The 15,930-nt window shown below is 49.7% G+C and carries 19 protein-coding genes; 8 read left to right on the plus strand and 11 right to left on the minus strand.

Annotation, left to right across the window (positions count from 1 at the left end; genetic code table 11):
* Positions 1 to 12: 12 nt before the first annotated feature.
* Positions 13 to 264 carry a 30S ribosomal protein S16 gene (gene rpsP / locus H8L47_RS16895; RefSeq protein ID WP_110255824.1) on the minus strand — a complete coding sequence of 84 codons (252 nt, stop codon included), beginning with the start codon at positions 262 to 264 and terminating at the stop codon, positions 13 to 15.
* Positions 265 to 448: 184 nt separating this feature from the next.
* Between rpsP and H8L47_RS16900 the strand changes: the two genes are divergently transcribed.
* Complete coding sequence (locus tag H8L47_RS16900) at positions 449 to 877, plus strand: NINE protein (protein ID WP_186954771.1); 429 nt, start codon at positions 449 to 451, stop codon at positions 875 to 877.
* 59 nt (positions 878 to 936) lie between these two features.
* Here the strand turns inward: H8L47_RS16900 and H8L47_RS16905 are convergent, their stop codons facing one another.
* The 5 genes from H8L47_RS16905 to H8L47_RS16925 form a co-directional block, all read right to left on the minus strand.
* Positions 937 to 1,758: a DUF2189 domain-containing protein gene (locus H8L47_RS16905; protein ID WP_186954772.1), complete on the minus strand. Its 822-nt coding sequence runs from the start codon at positions 1,756 to 1,758 to the stop codon at positions 937 to 939.
* 92 nt (positions 1,759 to 1,850) lie between these two features.
* Positions 1,851 to 2,828, minus strand: a complete 978-nt coding sequence (locus H8L47_RS16910) for an alpha/beta hydrolase family protein (protein WP_222616575.1) — start codon at positions 2,826 to 2,828, stop codon at positions 1,851 to 1,853.
* 4 nt (positions 2,829 to 2,832) lie between these two features.
* Positions 2,833 to 3,417, minus strand: coding sequence for a TMEM175 family protein (locus H8L47_RS16915; protein WP_186954888.1), 585 nt, complete (start codon positions 3,415 to 3,417; stop codon positions 2,833 to 2,835).
* Between the two features lie 16 nt (positions 3,418 to 3,433).
* Entirely contained in the window at positions 3,434 to 3,724 is a 291-nt protein-coding gene (locus H8L47_RS16920) for a TfoX/Sxy family protein (protein WP_186954773.1), read from the minus strand.
* A gap of 9 nt (positions 3,725 to 3,733) precedes the next feature.
* The gene (locus tag H8L47_RS16925; RefSeq protein ID WP_186954774.1) at positions 3,734 to 4,114 is read right to left on the minus strand and encodes a tautomerase family protein; all 381 of its coding nucleotides are present in this window, start codon (positions 4,112 to 4,114) and stop codon (positions 3,734 to 3,736) included.
* Positions 4,115 to 4,340: 226 nt separating this feature from the next.
* Here H8L47_RS16925 and H8L47_RS16930 point away from each other — a divergent pair, with 226 nt between their 5' ends.
* Positions 4,341 to 5,138 carry a substrate-binding periplasmic protein gene (locus tag H8L47_RS16930; RefSeq protein WP_186954775.1) on the plus strand — a complete coding sequence of 266 codons (798 nt, stop codon included), beginning with the start codon at positions 4,341 to 4,343 and terminating at the stop codon, positions 5,136 to 5,138.
* Here the strand turns inward: H8L47_RS16930 and H8L47_RS16935 are convergent.
* Positions 5,135 to 6,259 (minus strand): DUF2855 family protein, encoded by a 1,125-nt coding sequence (locus tag H8L47_RS16935; protein WP_186954776.1) that lies wholly within the window; start codon positions 6,257 to 6,259, stop codon positions 5,135 to 5,137. The genes H8L47_RS16930 and H8L47_RS16935 overlap by 4 nt on opposite strands.
* 256 nt (positions 6,260 to 6,515) lie before the next feature.
* Here H8L47_RS16935 and H8L47_RS16940 point away from each other — a divergent pair, with 256 nt between their 5' ends.
* From H8L47_RS16940 to H8L47_RS16965, 6 genes are all read left to right on the plus strand, one after another.
* Positions 6,516 to 7,163: a hypothetical protein gene (locus H8L47_RS16940; RefSeq protein WP_186954777.1), complete on the plus strand. Its 648-nt coding sequence runs from the start codon at positions 6,516 to 6,518 to the stop codon at positions 7,161 to 7,163.
* Positions 7,160 to 7,837, plus strand: a complete 678-nt coding sequence (locus H8L47_RS16945; protein WP_186954778.1) for an ABC transporter ATP-binding protein — start codon at positions 7,160 to 7,162, stop codon at positions 7,835 to 7,837. The genes H8L47_RS16940 and H8L47_RS16945 overlap by 4 nt, the downstream gene beginning before the upstream one ends.
* Complete coding sequence (locus H8L47_RS16950; protein WP_186954779.1) at positions 7,834 to 9,051, plus strand: ABC transporter permease; 1,218 nt, start codon at positions 7,834 to 7,836, stop codon at positions 9,049 to 9,051. Before H8L47_RS16945 ends, H8L47_RS16950 begins: the two co-directional genes overlap by 4 nt.
* A gap of 14 nt (positions 9,052 to 9,065) precedes the next feature.
* Positions 9,066 to 9,806, plus strand: a complete 741-nt coding sequence (locus H8L47_RS16955) for an outer membrane lipoprotein-sorting protein (RefSeq protein WP_186954780.1) — start codon at positions 9,066 to 9,068, stop codon at positions 9,804 to 9,806.
* A 2-nt stretch (positions 9,807 to 9,808) separates the two neighbouring features.
* Complete coding sequence (locus tag H8L47_RS16960; protein ID WP_186954781.1) at positions 9,809 to 11,062, plus strand: hypothetical protein; 1,254 nt, start codon at positions 9,809 to 9,811, stop codon at positions 11,060 to 11,062.
* Positions 11,063 to 11,125: 63 nt separating this feature from the next.
* Complete coding sequence (locus tag H8L47_RS16965) at positions 11,126 to 11,746, plus strand: hypothetical protein (protein ID WP_222616576.1); 621 nt, start codon at positions 11,126 to 11,128, stop codon at positions 11,744 to 11,746.
* Between the two features lie 7 nt (positions 11,747 to 11,753).
* On the opposite strand, the gene H8L47_RS16970 is transcribed toward H8L47_RS16965, so the two are convergent.
* The 4 genes from H8L47_RS16970 to H8L47_RS16985 form a co-directional block, all read right to left on the minus strand.
* Complete coding sequence (locus H8L47_RS16970; RefSeq protein ID WP_186954782.1) at positions 11,754 to 12,722, minus strand: GGDEF domain-containing protein; 969 nt, start codon at positions 12,720 to 12,722, stop codon at positions 11,754 to 11,756.
* Positions 12,723 to 12,907: 185 nt separating this feature from the next.
* Positions 12,908 to 13,411, minus strand: a complete 504-nt coding sequence (locus tag H8L47_RS16975) for a GNAT family N-acetyltransferase (RefSeq protein ID WP_222616577.1) — start codon at positions 13,409 to 13,411, stop codon at positions 12,908 to 12,910.
* A 62-nt stretch (positions 13,412 to 13,473) separates the two neighbouring features.
* Entirely contained in the window at positions 13,474 to 14,580 is a 1,107-nt protein-coding gene (locus H8L47_RS16980; protein ID WP_186954783.1) for an HD-GYP domain-containing protein, read from the minus strand.
* A gap of 113 nt (positions 14,581 to 14,693) precedes the next feature.
* Positions 14,694 to 15,782 carry a DKNYY domain-containing protein gene (locus tag H8L47_RS16985; RefSeq protein ID WP_186954784.1) on the minus strand — a complete coding sequence of 363 codons (1,089 nt, stop codon included), beginning with the start codon at positions 15,780 to 15,782 and terminating at the stop codon, positions 14,694 to 14,696.
* Positions 15,783 to 15,930: the final 148 nt, after the last annotated feature.

The following is a 15,930-nucleotide window of genomic DNA, read 5'->3' on the forward strand; positions in this document are numbered from 1 at the left end:
AGCTTGCAGCGATTAAGCTGCTGCTTTACCGGACTGAGCTACCAGGCGAGCAACTGCTGGAGACAATTGAGCACCAACACCTTGCCAGTAAGCCAGGCGATCAGCTGCAACGCGTACTGTTTCTGCATTGCCAGTAGCTACTGGATTGTAGAAACCGATGCGCTCGATAAAGCGACCATCGCGACGATTACGGGAATCAGTTGCAACGATGTTGTAAAAAGGGCGCTTTTTTGCGCCACCACGAGCTAAACGAATAACGACCATAATATTTCCAAAAAATGTCTGAACGCGGAAAAAGCTGTAGATTATAGCCCGCTTCTTGAGTAAGTCGCAAGAACTATCCCACTTTTCCCATCCTGCGCCCTGTTTTTATCTATCTGCGTGACAAATGCGACACACTTCACAGGCATAGCATACAATCACAGCTTCGACTTTGATGGTTTTAGCAATGACACTCACCGATAAAACACCGCATAAAAATAAAACCCTGGCAACTCTTCTGGCGGCCGTATTCGGCGCAATAGGTTTGCACCGATTTTACCTGTGCGGTAAAAAAGACAAATGGGGCTGGCTGCATTTCATCACATTGCCGCTCAGCATGACTATCCATTATTTCTATTTTGGCAAACCAGAAATTCTGCAATATGGTTTCTTGTTGCTGTCTTTCCTGATCGCCATTCTGGAAGCGCTGGTGATCGGTTTAACACCGGATGAGAAATGGGATGCCCGTCATAATGGCAAATCCGGCAAAACCAGCGAATCCAACTGGCCGCTGGCAGTTTTGCTGGTATTGACATTGGGTGTGGGTGCTTTTTCACTGATTGCAGCCATCGCCCGTACTTTTGACCTTTTGTATACTGGTGGCGCTTACGGTTGAAAAGATCATCTCAAGTTAACAAGCCACGATACTTCGTGGCTTTTTTATTCTCAAACAGATTAACGGTCTGCCTCCGTCCCCACCACATCTTTATAGGCATGCCAGGTGGCGTGACCGATGATGGGCATGATGACAAGAAAACCAATATTCCAGCTCATAAATCCCACAACGACACTGGCGATAATGATGGAAGACCAGACCAGAGTGACAGGCACATTGATGAACAAGGCTACACAACTGATGATCATGGCGGTGATCGCATCGGTATCGCGATCCAGCATTAAAGGTATGGATACCCAGCTAATGGCAAATACCAGGCTGGCAAAGACAAAACCTATGCAGAGATAGACAGCCAGGAATTCAAGATTATTCAGAGAGAATAGCTGCGACAGGAAATGCTGCATGGTTGGCATGCCCTTGTTATAGAACAGGGCAAAAATCACCAGCGAAGCACGTGCCCAGACCATCATGATAACTGCCAGCACCAGCGCCAGCACGCCGATATTACTCCAGCGCCCACGCATGGAAAAGACACTGCCCAACAAGCCGGAACGTACATTTTCAAGCCGGCGGCTGATGTCGTACAGCCCAAGAGCCAGCAAGGGGCCGACCAGCAGAAAGCCGCAAGTCAGGGCAGACAAATATTCAGGCGCATTGTTCAACACCAGTTGCAACAACAGACCCATGGCAGCAAAACAGACGCCATAAAAGATGCTGGAGCCACCAGATGCACGAAAGTCTTGCCAACCCAGTTTTAACCAAACAAAAGGCCGGAACATGCCCACCCTTCGCAGCGGTGGAAATGCCGCTTCATTGTCGATAACGGTCTTGATATCGGGCGGCGCACTATCCCCGCCCCTGCCTTGCGATTGATTTGCCATTCTGTCCCCATTTGTCTATGTCCGCTTCTTTGATGCGGATCAATATCCATCCTAAGTCAGTCTGGCATGAATGGCAATCTATCTCATGATTATTACTTCTTCATTAGCTTTTCACGCAAAAAATCATTAAGCTTGACCACCAACTCAGATGCCAGAGGCAAGGCTGGGTCACTATAAGACGCCATTTGCTGTGCCATGTCCCCGTTGATAGTTTTTAATACATGATTCATATCCTGCACCAGCAAAATGCTGGCATCTGGACTGGCTAGTTTCAAGGCTGACAGTTGCTGGGTATCCACCTGTATATCCTTTGCGCCCTGAATCAAGAGAATGGGGCAAGTCAGCTTGCCTATTTCTTTTTCAGGCGTGTAATGAAACCAGGAAACAAGATAGGGCTGCACACTTTCGCGGTATAAAGAATTTAACTCTGGCGGAACTTCTTTGTAGATTTTTCCCGCTTGCAAAGACGTAAGAATCTCGTCATTTTTTGCCGCTAATGCCGGTGGCAATTTACCCTGCAATTGCTGACGCAATACATCAGCTGCATTTTTTGCCGGGCCAGCAATTGAGATAAGTGCTTTGACAGGCTCTTGCTGCGCAGCCAGCATGGCAATCAAGGAACCCTCGCTATGCCCCAGAATCGCGACATCAGAAAAACGTGCATCTGCCTTCAACAGTTTTAGCCAGGCCACTGCATCCTGCACATAGGTTTCAAAACGCAGTTCGGCTTCAGATGTTGCAGCGGCTTTGCTGGCGGCAACGCCACGCTTGTCAAAGCGTACTGAGGCAATCCCTGCTTGTGCCATGCTTTCTGCCAGCATTTTCAGAGAGTTATTCTTGCCTTTCAAGCCAGCTGAATTGCCATCCCTGTCTGTGGGGCCTGACCCGGCGATGATCAAGACCACGGGCAATTTGCCTTTACTGGCTGGCAATTGCAGGCTACCGTCGATTTTCCCGGTAGCGCTGACAAGTACGATATTCTGATCATTGCCTGACTGATCGGTCGCCAGGCAGGGCATGCAAGTAAACAGGCCAGCCAACACGATGTTGGCAAATACGATAAGACGCATGCGCTTATTCCTCGTGATTCTTCAAAGCTTTTTCTATACGACGGTCAGGTATCAGCCATATCAAGGCCATCGCTACATACAGGGCCATCGATAGCAAGGGATACCAGAAAGCCAGAGGGATGGCGGTTGCGTACGTGATAGGCGAGAGCTTGCCCTTCCAGTCTGTACCTACGGCTTTTTTCAATAAAGAATCTTCACCCTGGGTGGCGATGATCTGTTGCTGCAAAATGAAATAAGCAATCGCTGCCATCAGCAAAACCACACCATACAAGGCTGCTGGTGCAGAAGCAAAATGATTTTCACCTACCCAACCAGAAGCAAACGGGATGAGCGAAAGCCAGAACAATAAATGCAGATTGGCCCACAAAATGCCGCCCGTCACCTTGCGGCAGGTATGCAGCATGTGATGATGATTATTCCAGTAGATGCCAACGTAGACAAAGCTCAGGATGTAGCTCAGAAATACCGGCCATACAGGCAGCAGCGCGTCCAGCGTCCCGCCATGCGGTACTTTCATCTCCAGCACCATGATGGTGATCAATATCGCAATAACACCGTCGCTAAAGGCTTCCAGCCTGGTTTTTCCCATCATTATTTACCTCTCTTTATTTAATGTCCGATGATTTATTCTGATTGGCCTGACTGTCTAGTGCCAACAGCAAACTACTGCGATGAAAGCGCGATATCTCTTGCCAGGGTATCCCCGTCAGCGCCGACTCCAGTCCCCACAGCAAATTCAGGCTGGCGCGACTATCGTTTTGGCGCACAAGTAAAAAAGCACCTACCGATCCAAGTTCCTGCAATTGTTCCACCGTCGTAATACCGACTTTGGCAAGCATCATTGCCGACTTGGGCCCTAAGCCCTTCTGTGCTGCGATAGCACCATTCTCAAACATGCAGTAAGCTCATACGTGGATCAGTCGACCGCCCGCGAATGACCAGTTTTCCCATGACGTTTCCTTGAAACAGACCATGATGTTCTCTGGGTTCATGCTCTTGTCAATAAGTCGCTTCATCAGGCTGTCCAATAATTGTTTCTTGACCTGTACACTGCGCCCAACCGACCAGAGGATTTCTATCAAGACGAAATCCTGATTTCTGCCTTTGTGCAGATCAGGATAATGCGTATCAAAACGGAAATTTTCCGCATCCAGTTCCAGTATGCGCTGAAATTTGTCTTTCTCAGGAACTCCCGCCTCTACCAAGGCGGCATGCACTGCATTCAAGACAGTCTCTTTAAAAAGCAGGGACTTGGGCTTGCAAACAGTGATAGTAACCAGGGGCATGATGTCTCCTTTTTACGCAAAAAGTAACATTGAAAATCCTGGCGCTATCTTAGCAAATTAATTAGCTCTTTTTAAAATCTGCCAAGCTTCCAGCCTGTTATTTTCGATCTTTCTGCATCGATTGCCAAAGTTTCGTCTTGCTTAACAAATCCTTACTTTAAGCAACTATACAAGCCTGCCATGGCAAAGGTATCATCGACAAATCGTTCCCGGACAAAAAGATTGCATGCCAGTTAAGTATCCCGCCATTTTCCATGCTTATGCTCGCGTTACAGCAATCGCGCTTTGTTTTTGCTCTCTGCCATCAGCAGTTCATGCCAAGACCGTGCTGCCTTTATTGCTGGCAGAAACTCGCACTGAAAATGGTGAAATTGCCCCCATACGGCCAGAAAATCAAAAAATCATCGCCTATTTTGAGCGCAGCATGGATGTGCAGTTTGATGTGCGCCGCTATCCCCTGCCGCGTGTCATAGAAAACATAGGCAAGGGTGAGGGCCTGGGTTTTGGCTTATCAAAAAGCAGTGAACGACTGAAAACCATGCGTTATTCAGAGCCGGTTTTCTCAGACTTTGTCTGGGTCGTCGTCAGGGACGACGCCACAATGCAATATTCAGGCATACAAGACTTGCAAGGGAAATCCGTGGGCATCGTCAGAGGCATACGCTTTGGCGACGAAATAGATAAAATGCGCAATGTCATCTTCAAGGTAGAAGAAGATCAGCCACAAACCAGTTCGCGCCTGAAGAAGCTCTTGTCCGGGCGCATGGATGTCATGCTGGTGAATTCACGCCTGCCCAATGCCAGGGATCTGGAGGCAGAACTCAATCTTTATCTGGATGAGAAAAACTTGCGTAGCGACACCCAGATGAATTTTGGCGTCAAGGTGTTTGCCAAGCCTTTGCTGGTTGACCCCATCCATTTCACTGCCGGCATCAATACCAGGGCAGAAGTCATCAACAAGATCAACGCAGCCATCATCAGAGGCAGGAAATCTGGTGATTTGCCCGCTCTCTGGAAAAATTAAGCAGGATCACCGCTGAGCAAAGTCAGCACATTGCCCTGATCCGGCCGGGCGGCTCCACTCAGCATATCATCATAGACTTGCCGCACTGCCGCCTCACCCTGTCCATGGATAACTTGCATCCATGGCTTTTCTGCGCTCATCACCGGCTGCATGAAGGATTGCCAGGCCAGCGCCAGACGGGACTGCACGCCATTCGCCCCCCAGTCTGTCATGCGCTTTTTGATTTGTGCCGGCGCAAAGAACAGCGTGGGTTTGGCACCGGGCAGGTTGGATGCACCGCTCAACTCTTCCCAGTGTGTGCCACCAACAGCACAGCTATACTTCATGTTGTCTTTAAAATGATGATGCAACTGGCTGCGCAATTGGCCGTTACCTGCCATATCAACATATACCACGGCTTGATCAGCACTTAATTCAGTCACTTGCCCGTAGCTGATGACTTCATCATAGATCGCCATATTCCGCACAAATTCCAGATTGCCTGCGGAAGTCAGGCCGATGATCTTGCAAGCTTTATCCTTGCGCAACGAGAGCATGAACGCCAGACCATAAGCGGTTTTGCTGGATGCACTGGAGATCAGCACTGTCTGCGCGCCAAAGAACTGATTGTCATCGAGAAAATCGTCAATCATGAAAGAAGTGATAAACAAGGGTCGCAGCAAGACTTGTACATCTTCAGATTCCTTGGTGTAGCCAGGGTCAGTACTGGTTCTGACATAGTGATTGTATAAACCATGCATGGCTTGCCTGTGCTCTGCTCCATCAACAAAACCGCCAGGCGAAACCCGCGTTGCCTGCACTGTCAGGTGGGTAGCCATGGGATAGTAACCATAGAAGCGTTCACCGACCTCAACGCCTTCGGCTTTCGATGCCAGCACGTCGCCAAAACCCCAGACCGGGATATTGCCCCAGCCTTCGTCTGTAGGAAAAAAATTCCAGTAATGCATAGCTGTGCCAAAGGCCGCATAAGTCACGTTATTTGATGTAAAAGCAAAACGCTCCACTTGCAACACCACTTGTCCTTCTTGCAACTCCGCCTCTGCAGGCACATGCAGGGGTTTGAATCTGGATTCCAGTAAATTGCTTTTATTAACAATAAATTCTTTGGCTGGGTTTTTCATGGTCTCGTCGTTTTTTTGTTAAGGAATTTATACTCAAAATCTAGTATTACATGATTCAGGAAATTTTTCCTGCCTTGCCAATATTTCCATAAAAACAAAACTCCTCGCGCACGGATCCAGCCATTCGCGCCACTTTCCCTACCGTTCACGGCAAACTTCCTAGCCTCGTCGCATCTGCGTTGAGAGTAAAGCGTGCGCTCTTTAATCTCCTTCCTGTCGCAACACCAAACACGTTTGATACTTACAGGAGATTCATATGCGCACCCGCCACTTTACAATTGGAAAAAAATTTCTTTTGACAACTAGCCTGGCATTGCTGGTCAGCAGTCAGGCCATGGCATTTTCTGAGCCAGAGTTTAAGACTGCCTTCCAGCAATTCACGCAGTCTGGCAAAGGTGGTGAAGAAGCCACTGCCAATGCCTTCAATGAATTGCTCAAGCAAGATCCCACCAGCCCCTTGATCATGGCCTATGCAGGTGCCAGCACAGGCAAACTGGCAGTCACCACCATGTTCCCCTGGAAGAAAATGTCGTATGCAGAAGATGGCATGGCCATGCTGGAAAAAGCCCTGCAACTGGCGGCAGCCAATGAAAATGCCCAGGGTCATGGCAGCACGCCAGTGATACTGGAAGTCAAATTTGTCGCCGCCAGCACTTTCCTGGCAGTACCCGCCTTTATGAACCGTGGTCCGCGTGGTGCCAAGCTCTTGAATGAAGTGCTGGAACACAAACAATTCGACATGGCAGAAACTGGCTTTCGTGGTTCTGTGCTGATGCGTGCAGCCAGCCTAGCGAATGAACAAAAACGCCCGGAGGATGCAAAGCGTTACCTGAATGAAGTGGTCAAACAAAATGCACCTCAGGCAGAAGCCGCCAAAGCCATGCTGAAAGGCATCCCATCATGAGCCCGGCACCGGCCATAGAACTGCATGCGGTTCATAAAACCTACAAATTGGGTGCTCACGTCGTCAAGGCATTGCAAGGTGTAGACCTGACACTGCAGCGCGGTGAATTGCTGGCCCTGACCGGCCCCTCCGGCAGCGGCAAGAGCACGATACTGAATCTGTGCGGCTTGATAGACCATGCTGATGCTGGCGATATCTTGCTGAATGGCGTCAACATCAAGCTATACAATGAAACGCAAAAGACACTACAAAGACGCGACACCATAGGTTTTATTTTTCAAAGCTTTAATCTGGTTCCCGTCATGACGGTGGCAGAAAATGTGGATTATCCGCTCTTCCTGACGGGCGTGCCAGCAGCAGAACGTCGCGAACGGGTGGCCGCCCAATTGAAGGCTGTTGGTCTGCATGAACATGCCCAGCATTTGCCAGATGCCTTGTCTGGTGGCCAGCGTCAAAGGGTGGCAATTGCGCGCGCCCTGATCAAACGCCCCAGTCTGGTGATTGCCGATGAACCCACAGCCAGCCTGGATTCACACACCGCCGACCAAGTGCTGGACCTGATGCGTGAACGCGGTCATGCCGAAGGCGTGGCCTTCATCATCGCCAGCCATGATAACCGCCTTACTAGTCGCAGTGACCGCATTGTGTCATTGCTGGATGGGAGATTGCAATGAAACTCAGCTGGCTCAAATTTGCCTTTTACAACACCCTGCGCAACCGCCGTCGTTCTGGCATCACCGTGGTCATCGCTGCGCTGGGCACGGCCGCGATCTTGCTGGCCGGTGGTTTTGCCTATTCGACTTATGAAGGTCTGGCGCAAATATCAGCACGCAGCACTGGTCACCTCATCATAGGCAAACCCCAGCACTTCACCAGTGACCAGGATGTTCCCCTGCAATATGGCCTGGAAAATGCGGCAGCGCTGCAAAGCAAGCTGCTGGCAGACCCGGCCGTGCGTTACGTCTTGCCGCGTATAGAATATAGCGGCCTGATCAGCAACGGCGACAAGTCCACCATCATGATGGCAGTAGGAATAGACCCAGATGCTGAGTTTTCGGTCAAAGGTCCTACTCTGACATTGAAAGAAGGTGAACTCCTGCAAACCGAGTCTGCAGAAGCTGAAATCGTATTGGGTGAAGCACTGGCACGCAGCCTGAAAGCCAAACCCGGCAGCAGCCTGACACTGATGGCCAGCACCACAGATGGCGCCTTGAATGCAGTTGATGTCACCGTCAAGGGCCTGGTATCCACCGGTGTACCAGACCTGGATAAACGTCTGGTGTATTCAAATATCAAGACCGCACAAAAACTGTTGAATACCCAGCGCATTTCCAGCCTGGGAGTGTTCCTGAACTCCATGGATGCGACCCTGCCAGCGCAAGCCAGGCTGGAAAAAACCTTTCCTGAGCTGACAGTACAAAACTGGCTGGAACAAGCTTTCTTCTATAAATCTGTACGCGATTTGTATAACCGTATATTTGGTGCACTGGGTGCCATCATCAGTGTCATCGTGGTGTTCGTGGTTGCCAATGCCATGGCCATGGCCATCATAGAACGTACCCGTGAAGTCGGTACACTGCGCGCCATGGGCACTCTACCAGGTCAACTGATACGCAGTTTTTCATTTGAAGGAATGATACTGGGTGGCACAGGTGCCTTAGTGGGCGCGGCCCTGGCGATCACGGTTGCCCTGCTGCTGACCATATTCCCGGTACAGATGCCACCACCACCGGGACGATCCAGCGGCTACCCATTACTGATCACGATTGATGCCGCCATGTATGCCATCACGGTATTCATGATGATTGCTTTGTCCATGCTGTCGTCAGCCTTAATCGCCCGCAAAACCCTGCGCCAACCTATCGTCGATGCACTGGCACATAACTAAGACAGGAACAAAAAATGAAAACAGCTATACACATCGCCACCTTGCTGCTGGCAGCTACCACAGGCCTTGCCAGGGCAGATGAAGTCAGTGACTACCTGAAAACGGCAGATCAATTCAGAGTCGGTACAGAAAACATGCAGGTAGAAACAGAGATCACAACCTTTGCCAAAGATGGCAGCAAGGAAAAGGAAAGAAACTACCTGGTGTTTTCGCAAGCCAATCATCAATCTCTGGTCTTGATGAAAAGCCCGGCAGAAAAAGGACAAAAAGTCTTGATGCTGGGTGATGATTTCTGGATGCTTTTGCCCGGCAGCCAGCGGCCTTTGCGCATCACACCTATGCAAAAATTGCTGGGGGATGCCTCTATCGGCGATATCGCCACCATGAGCTGGTCGCAAGATTACACAGGCAAGATAGTTGGTGAAGAAAAATGCAATGACAAGCCCTGCATACACCTGAGCCTGAATGCCGTCCGTAAGTCCGTCGCCTACCAGCGCATAGAACTGTGGCTGGGCAAGACCCGCCATGAGCCGATCAAGGCAGACTTATATGTGCAATCAGAAAAACTCGCCAAGCAGGCCAGCTTTGTCCTCGACAAACCGCAAGCACCAACTGCGGTGTCTGAAATGATCTTGCTGGATCAATTGAGCAGCCACAAAGAAACGCGCGTGCGCTATCTCAGCCGCAAGCAAAAGACCGTGCCTGAACAATGGCTGAACCCCATGTTTTTGGCCAAGAACCCTAGCCTGGAGTAGACATGCCTGATTTGAAAACCTCTGCCATAGGCGCCCTGCTGGCTGCCCTACTCTGCACGCCTGTTTTTGCCTTGGCTGAGGATGCAGACTTCAGTGGTCAGGTACGTGCTCTGCTCAATAACTATACAAGCAATAGCGCCAGTCCGTTGGCAATTGCCAATCAACTCGCCCCTGGCTTGAGCAACAAGAATACACTACTGGGTGTAGTGGAAACCGAGTTGCGCGCCAGTGGCAAAGGCATTACTGCTGTCGCCACCTTGCAGGGGCAAATGAATGATGGCGGACGCACCCAGGCCACAGCCTGGCTAAATGAACTCTATGGCAGCCTGGGTGATGGTGCATGGCAGTTCAGTGCTGGTAAAAAAACCATCGCCTGGGATGTTGGTTATGGTTTTCGCCCGAATGATGTGGTGGCACAGGAAAAACGTCGTTCGCTGATCAGCACCACGGTGATAGGCAAGCCTTTGGCTAGTCTGGAGTATTTCAATTCAAATACATCTGTGTCCATGGTCTGGGTCAATCCCGGCCATGCAACAACCACCGATGTGGCGGACGAGCAAGCCCTGGCAGCACGGGTTTATCATCATACTGGCGGTGTGGACCTACATGGCTTTGGCCGTTATGGCCAAAAGAGCGGTGGCAGCCTGGGTGCTGCTGCATCCTGGGTCGCGACAGATGAAATGGAGGTACACGGCTCTTTGCGCTTCATGCAAAGAAACACAGGCTTGCGCATGAATGCAGATACCGCGCTGTTACAGCGCAACAGCCCATGGCAAAATAATACCCAAAATAATGTCGTACAGGCCATGCTGGGTGCCAACTATACGACAGAGTCACAGCACAGCTTTTTCATCGAAGCCTGGTGGGATGGCACGGCCTTGTCTGACCGTGAATGGCAAAACTGGAACAAGCGCAATCTGGCTTTGCAGGGTAGCGTCAATTATTTGCCGCAAATGCAGCAAGTGATTGGCCATAACCTGGCCTGGCAAAACCAGGCATTGTCAGCCTCTGGCAATATTCGCCGCAAGAATGTGTTTGCACGCTGGAGCTGGCAAGAAAATGGCTGGCAACCTTCGCTGGATTTACTGTGGACCCCAGAAGACAATGGCCGCATCGTCACAGCGGCCCTGGGCTGGCAGGGTGACCGCATCAGCATCAATGGCGGTGTGCGTTTTTATGGCGGTCCCAGCAAGGCAATACTGGCGCAATTGCCGGACAGCAGAACAGCTTACATTTCTGCCACCTGGGCATTTTGAGTGTTGGGGTGCCTGGATTCAGCGATAATAGCGGCTTGTTCCAAGTTCACCGAAAGCTGCCCTATGTCGAAATCCCATGTTGATGCGAATTACCGTTTCATCGCTGCCAGCCAGGAAGTCAATACCCGCATCGCGCAAAGACATCAGGCGCTGGCCTTGTATGTGACCCTGGTGGTCAGCCTGCTGGCCGCACTGGTGGCCTTGAAGCCCGGCGAGCCTAGCAGCAAACTGCCCATCGAGTGGCTGGTCATGGGTTTTCCCGTGGCATCCATCTGCCTGACATTTTTGAATTACAAGGCAGAACGCTCGATCACAAATTTGCGCCATTTTCTGGCCACGCTGGAAAGGCTGGAAGATGCCCACTTGCACCTGCCCAGCTATAACACTGACCCACGCTGGGCCAAGAGTGCCAACAAGGCCAGGCGCTTTCAGGATTACGCCTGCGCAGTACTGGTAGCCGCTGCCAACGCCATTGGTCTGGGTGCAGTTACCCATATCTACCCTGAGCGTATCGCCGCCAACCAGTTTGTCCTCTGGATCAGCGCCATCACAGCACTGGCATCTTTATTTGTTTTGCTTGTCATGCCAGCCTGGAGTTATCGCCCTGACCGTGAGCTGGAAAAGCAAATAATTGTGGAGGAAGACGCGAAGGACGTTAACAATAGTCCAGACCAAAAAAACTAGTTCCCCTCTATTCCATGGCCACGCGCACAGCGTTGCGCCCGGATAGTTTGGCTTCATAGAGCTTGGCATCAGCGCGCTGGAACCATGCTTCACCTTCTTCGTCAGCAATTTTCTTTGCCACGCCGATTGATACCGTGACAGGATAATCGCGTAACAATTGCGCTTTCTCGATCAGGGAGCGCAATTCTTCGGCAAAACGTGCTGCAGCAAAAACATCAGCCCCCATGGCAACGATGACGAACTCTTCACCTCCATAACGGAAAAAACTGTCGGCATTACGTATACGTGAGCGCATCAGCGAGCAAAATTGTATCAAGACCTGGTCACCCACAGTATGACCAAACTGATCATTGATTTTCTTAAAATGATCAAGATCTAGTATCAGTATGCATGCATCTGTCTGGACCACATCCTTGGCGCAGAGGGTTTGCAGTTGTTTGTCAAAAGCACGGCGATTTCCAGCACCGGTTAAAAAATCTTTTTCGGCTTGCTGGTTCAATTCAAAATGCTGAAGGCTGGTACGGTCGGAAAAGATATAAGAAAACAAATTGACGAGCACCAGAGTCACGACCAGACTGGACAAATCCAGTATCTGCATCGCACCATGCAATATCGCGATCAGACATAACAGTGATACGCTATTGATCAACAAGGCTTCTCTAGCCCTGAGTATGAAAAAGGCAGCAATCATGGTGGGATACACCCAGTACACGATAGGCACGCCTTTGACATAGATGGCGGCTAGCATGCCCAGCGAATAAAACACCGTGACAGCAATACCAGCAAGACGGACGCGCCGGGTACGCCAGACAAACACCATAATGCACAACATGCCAAGCACGATCAAGAGATCAACCGCTGCCATCAAAAAATTGCCCTGAAACAAGCGGACGATACCAAAGGGGAGAATGCTGGGTATACTCAAACCACACAGCATGAGCAAGACAACTTCTTCTTTTGAGCGTTTTAACAACATGCTTGCGTTCCTGGTCTTTGCTGGCCGTTGCTGACGATTGCTGGTAATTGAGTAGCAGCGCAGCTCAACAAGAATTGAGAGGCGGTTCAATGCCAGCCTAACTCAAGCTATAAGCAAATGTCCAACACTAAGCAACAAGCTTTGCAGGAAAAAAACAGTCTTGCTAATTCACTACTGAAATTAGTTTATTTATCAACAATATCAGGATCCAAAAGGGCATACATCCAAAAATTGCCGGGATTGCCACGCACCATGCGAAAAGCCCGCAAATAGCCCTCACGCCGGGAACCCATGCGTTCCAGCAATTGTATGGAAGGAGAATTACTGTCCAGCACGGTCGCTTGAATACGGTTGTAGCCAGCTTGTTGAAACCCCCAGTCACAGAGCGCCATTGCAGAGGGCTGCATGATGCCCTTCCCCCAATATTCTGGTGCCAGATCATAGGCCAGCTCTGCACTGCGATTGATTTCCGAGATGGTATGAAAACCAACTGTGCCTATCAGCTTGTCATCTGAATGATTGACGATGGCAAGACGGATGGGCGAGTTAAGTTCCTTACTTTCAAAGGCGCCGAACTGTACAAGTAAATCGTCCTCATTGCGCAAATTCCAGCTGGTATGCCTGATCACATCCGGATTCTTGAGGTAACTGTACCAGGCTTGTGCATCGCTACGGCGTATATTGCGCAAGCCTATGTCTCTGATCGGAACTGTCGGTATTTTGTTTATCTGGATAAGATGTGCGCGAATGCTTATTGCCGGGCAATCAACTTGCGCACCACATCATTGAACGTCTCTACCATCCGGGGATCAAACTGACTTTCTATATTGGCATTAATCTCAGAAATCGCACTCAACAAACTACGCTTATAGCTACGATCTGAGCGTTCATTGGTGATAGAGCAAAAAGTATCCACTATCGCCAGCATACGCGCACCAGCATGTATCTCCTGCCCCTTCAATCCATTTGGATAGCCGTAACCGTCATACCGCTCATGATGATCCAGTACGATGCGTGCAGCCTCATCCCAGCCACCAAAACGCAACAACATCTGGCTGCCAGTGACCACATGCTCTTGCACTATTTTCAGCTCCTCCCTGGACAAGCCCCCTTCTTTATTGAAAATGCTGTGCGGGATAAAGCTCATCCCGACGTCATGCATTAAAGAAGCTGCCTGCAATTGCCGCGCATCGACGGGAAAACCCAAAGCTTCATTCAAAGACTCTGTCAACTGAGCCGCCTGTTCACTGCGATTTTTTCTATAAATACTGAGGTGGTCGATTTGCTGCGCAAATCTGTGCATCATGAGCATGTCATCCTGCAACTCCAGCAGCACCTTCGGGGCTTTGCCGGAAGCCTCCTTGCTGCTGACTTTACCATCCAGCAAAGCAATCGCATCCTTGAATTGCTGCGGCTGAAAATCCTGATTGCCACTTTTTTGCAGGGCATCGCACAATTCATACAGTTTTTTGCGTCTGACATCGCTGGTGCTGCCGTTGGCAATCAAATCATTGAGCAAATCCTCAACTTCATCGATGGCCAGCAATAGAAACTCACCCAACTCCCGAAAATAAGGAGCTTGCTCTGCCCTCACTCTGGCGACGATCTCTTCAACACGGTGCAATAGCTCAACAAAGGGCGTCAATCCCACCATCTGGCAATTGCCTTTCAGCGAATGCATGGCGCGGAACAATCTGTGCACATACGCAGTACCACCATCATTATTGAGTTCTTTGACACAGGCTTCGGCTTCTTCGCAAGCTTCCCGCGTGCAATCGACAAAGTCATCGATGATGGTACGCTCCATCCCCAAAAATTCAGGACAAGTGAAACTGTCAACGCTACTGGCTGTATTCATTTCTCAATGCCCCTGGTTGTCGTAGGTCAATATTGTTAAAAAATTATAGGATCAACTTCTGCAAAATATGCAGGTATATATGTAGATGAATAGGTAGATGTATAGGTAGCTGCCTATTTTTTTGCAGCTACCAGCTTGCCACCCAGATAATAGCGTGAAACATCATGTGCATCTGAATCGGTGTTCACGTCATAATTGCCAGCCACAAAACTGCTAGCATCGGCTGCTTCAAGCCAGATCACTTTGTTCAGGCTGGAATCTCTGTAGTAAACTCGTTTATTGTCTTTGAAATAAGCCCGTTCCAGCAATGTAAATGTAGCAGGATCAGCATCTGCAACAATTTGCAGGGGCTCAGGCGTACCAAAAAACACCACAAAAAGGTGCTGTCCATCTGTAGCATAGACAGCCAGATCCTGGTTTGACAACAAGCGAAACTCCGCAGTAGAAACGCTTAGCCTGCAGACCTTGTCGAAAACAAATACCTGCTTATCATCCTTGGCGATATCGGGACTTAGCAATTGAAAACTCACCGGATTCGCGCCCTGCAGCACTTGCCAGCCATAGTAGACTTGCTGGCTATCACTACCATAACGGCCACCCAAATGCCGGAATTCTGCAGGTTTGGCATCAGGCAGTTGGCGCCCCTCCAGATAAACATGGGCCTGGTCTTTCCAAAACAAGGGAGATCGCACGTCACCAGTCTGATTGTTTGGATTGCTGACACCAGTAAAGCTGGCGGCTTCGGCCCCAACTATCATCAGACCATCAAAATAAACATGCTTCTCATCAACGGCGTAGCGCGCATACTTCTCACCTATGGTCTTGAAGGTGGATCCCTGAGCGCCAGCGATACTCTTGCCATCGTAATATACCTTGTCTCCTTTCACAAAATAGCCGTTGCCCGAAATACCAGACACGACATTCATAATGAAGCGCGGATAACCAAACACCAGCGCCACCAACACCGTCAGCACTACACTTGTTAGCAACGCCCGATCCGCAGAAATGCGAAAATAAGTCATCCCAAACAGCTTGTAACCGATAAAGATAATGACAGGGTAAAAGATAACCAGCAACAGAAATGCCAGATTGGATTTACTACTCTCTGAACCAGGCGCATCAAACAGCATCGGAGACATCATCATAAGCAAGGGCCATATCAGTAGGCCCAGGGTACTCAGAATATCCAGGAATAATTTCATTTTCACTTTCAAAGTCTTAGAGCCGCCTAACAACTCGTCATACGATAAATCTATCATCATTTTCAGAAAATGGCAGAAAAACACGCCTCTACCCTGAGTTTTTGGGGTACATCAACTTAAAAGCCCGACAATCACTAAGGATTGACGG

The sequence above is a fragment of the Undibacterium umbellatum genome (assembly GCF_014284125.1).
GTDB lineage: Bacteria > Pseudomonadota > Gammaproteobacteria > Burkholderiales > Burkholderiaceae_D > Undibacterium > Undibacterium umbellatum.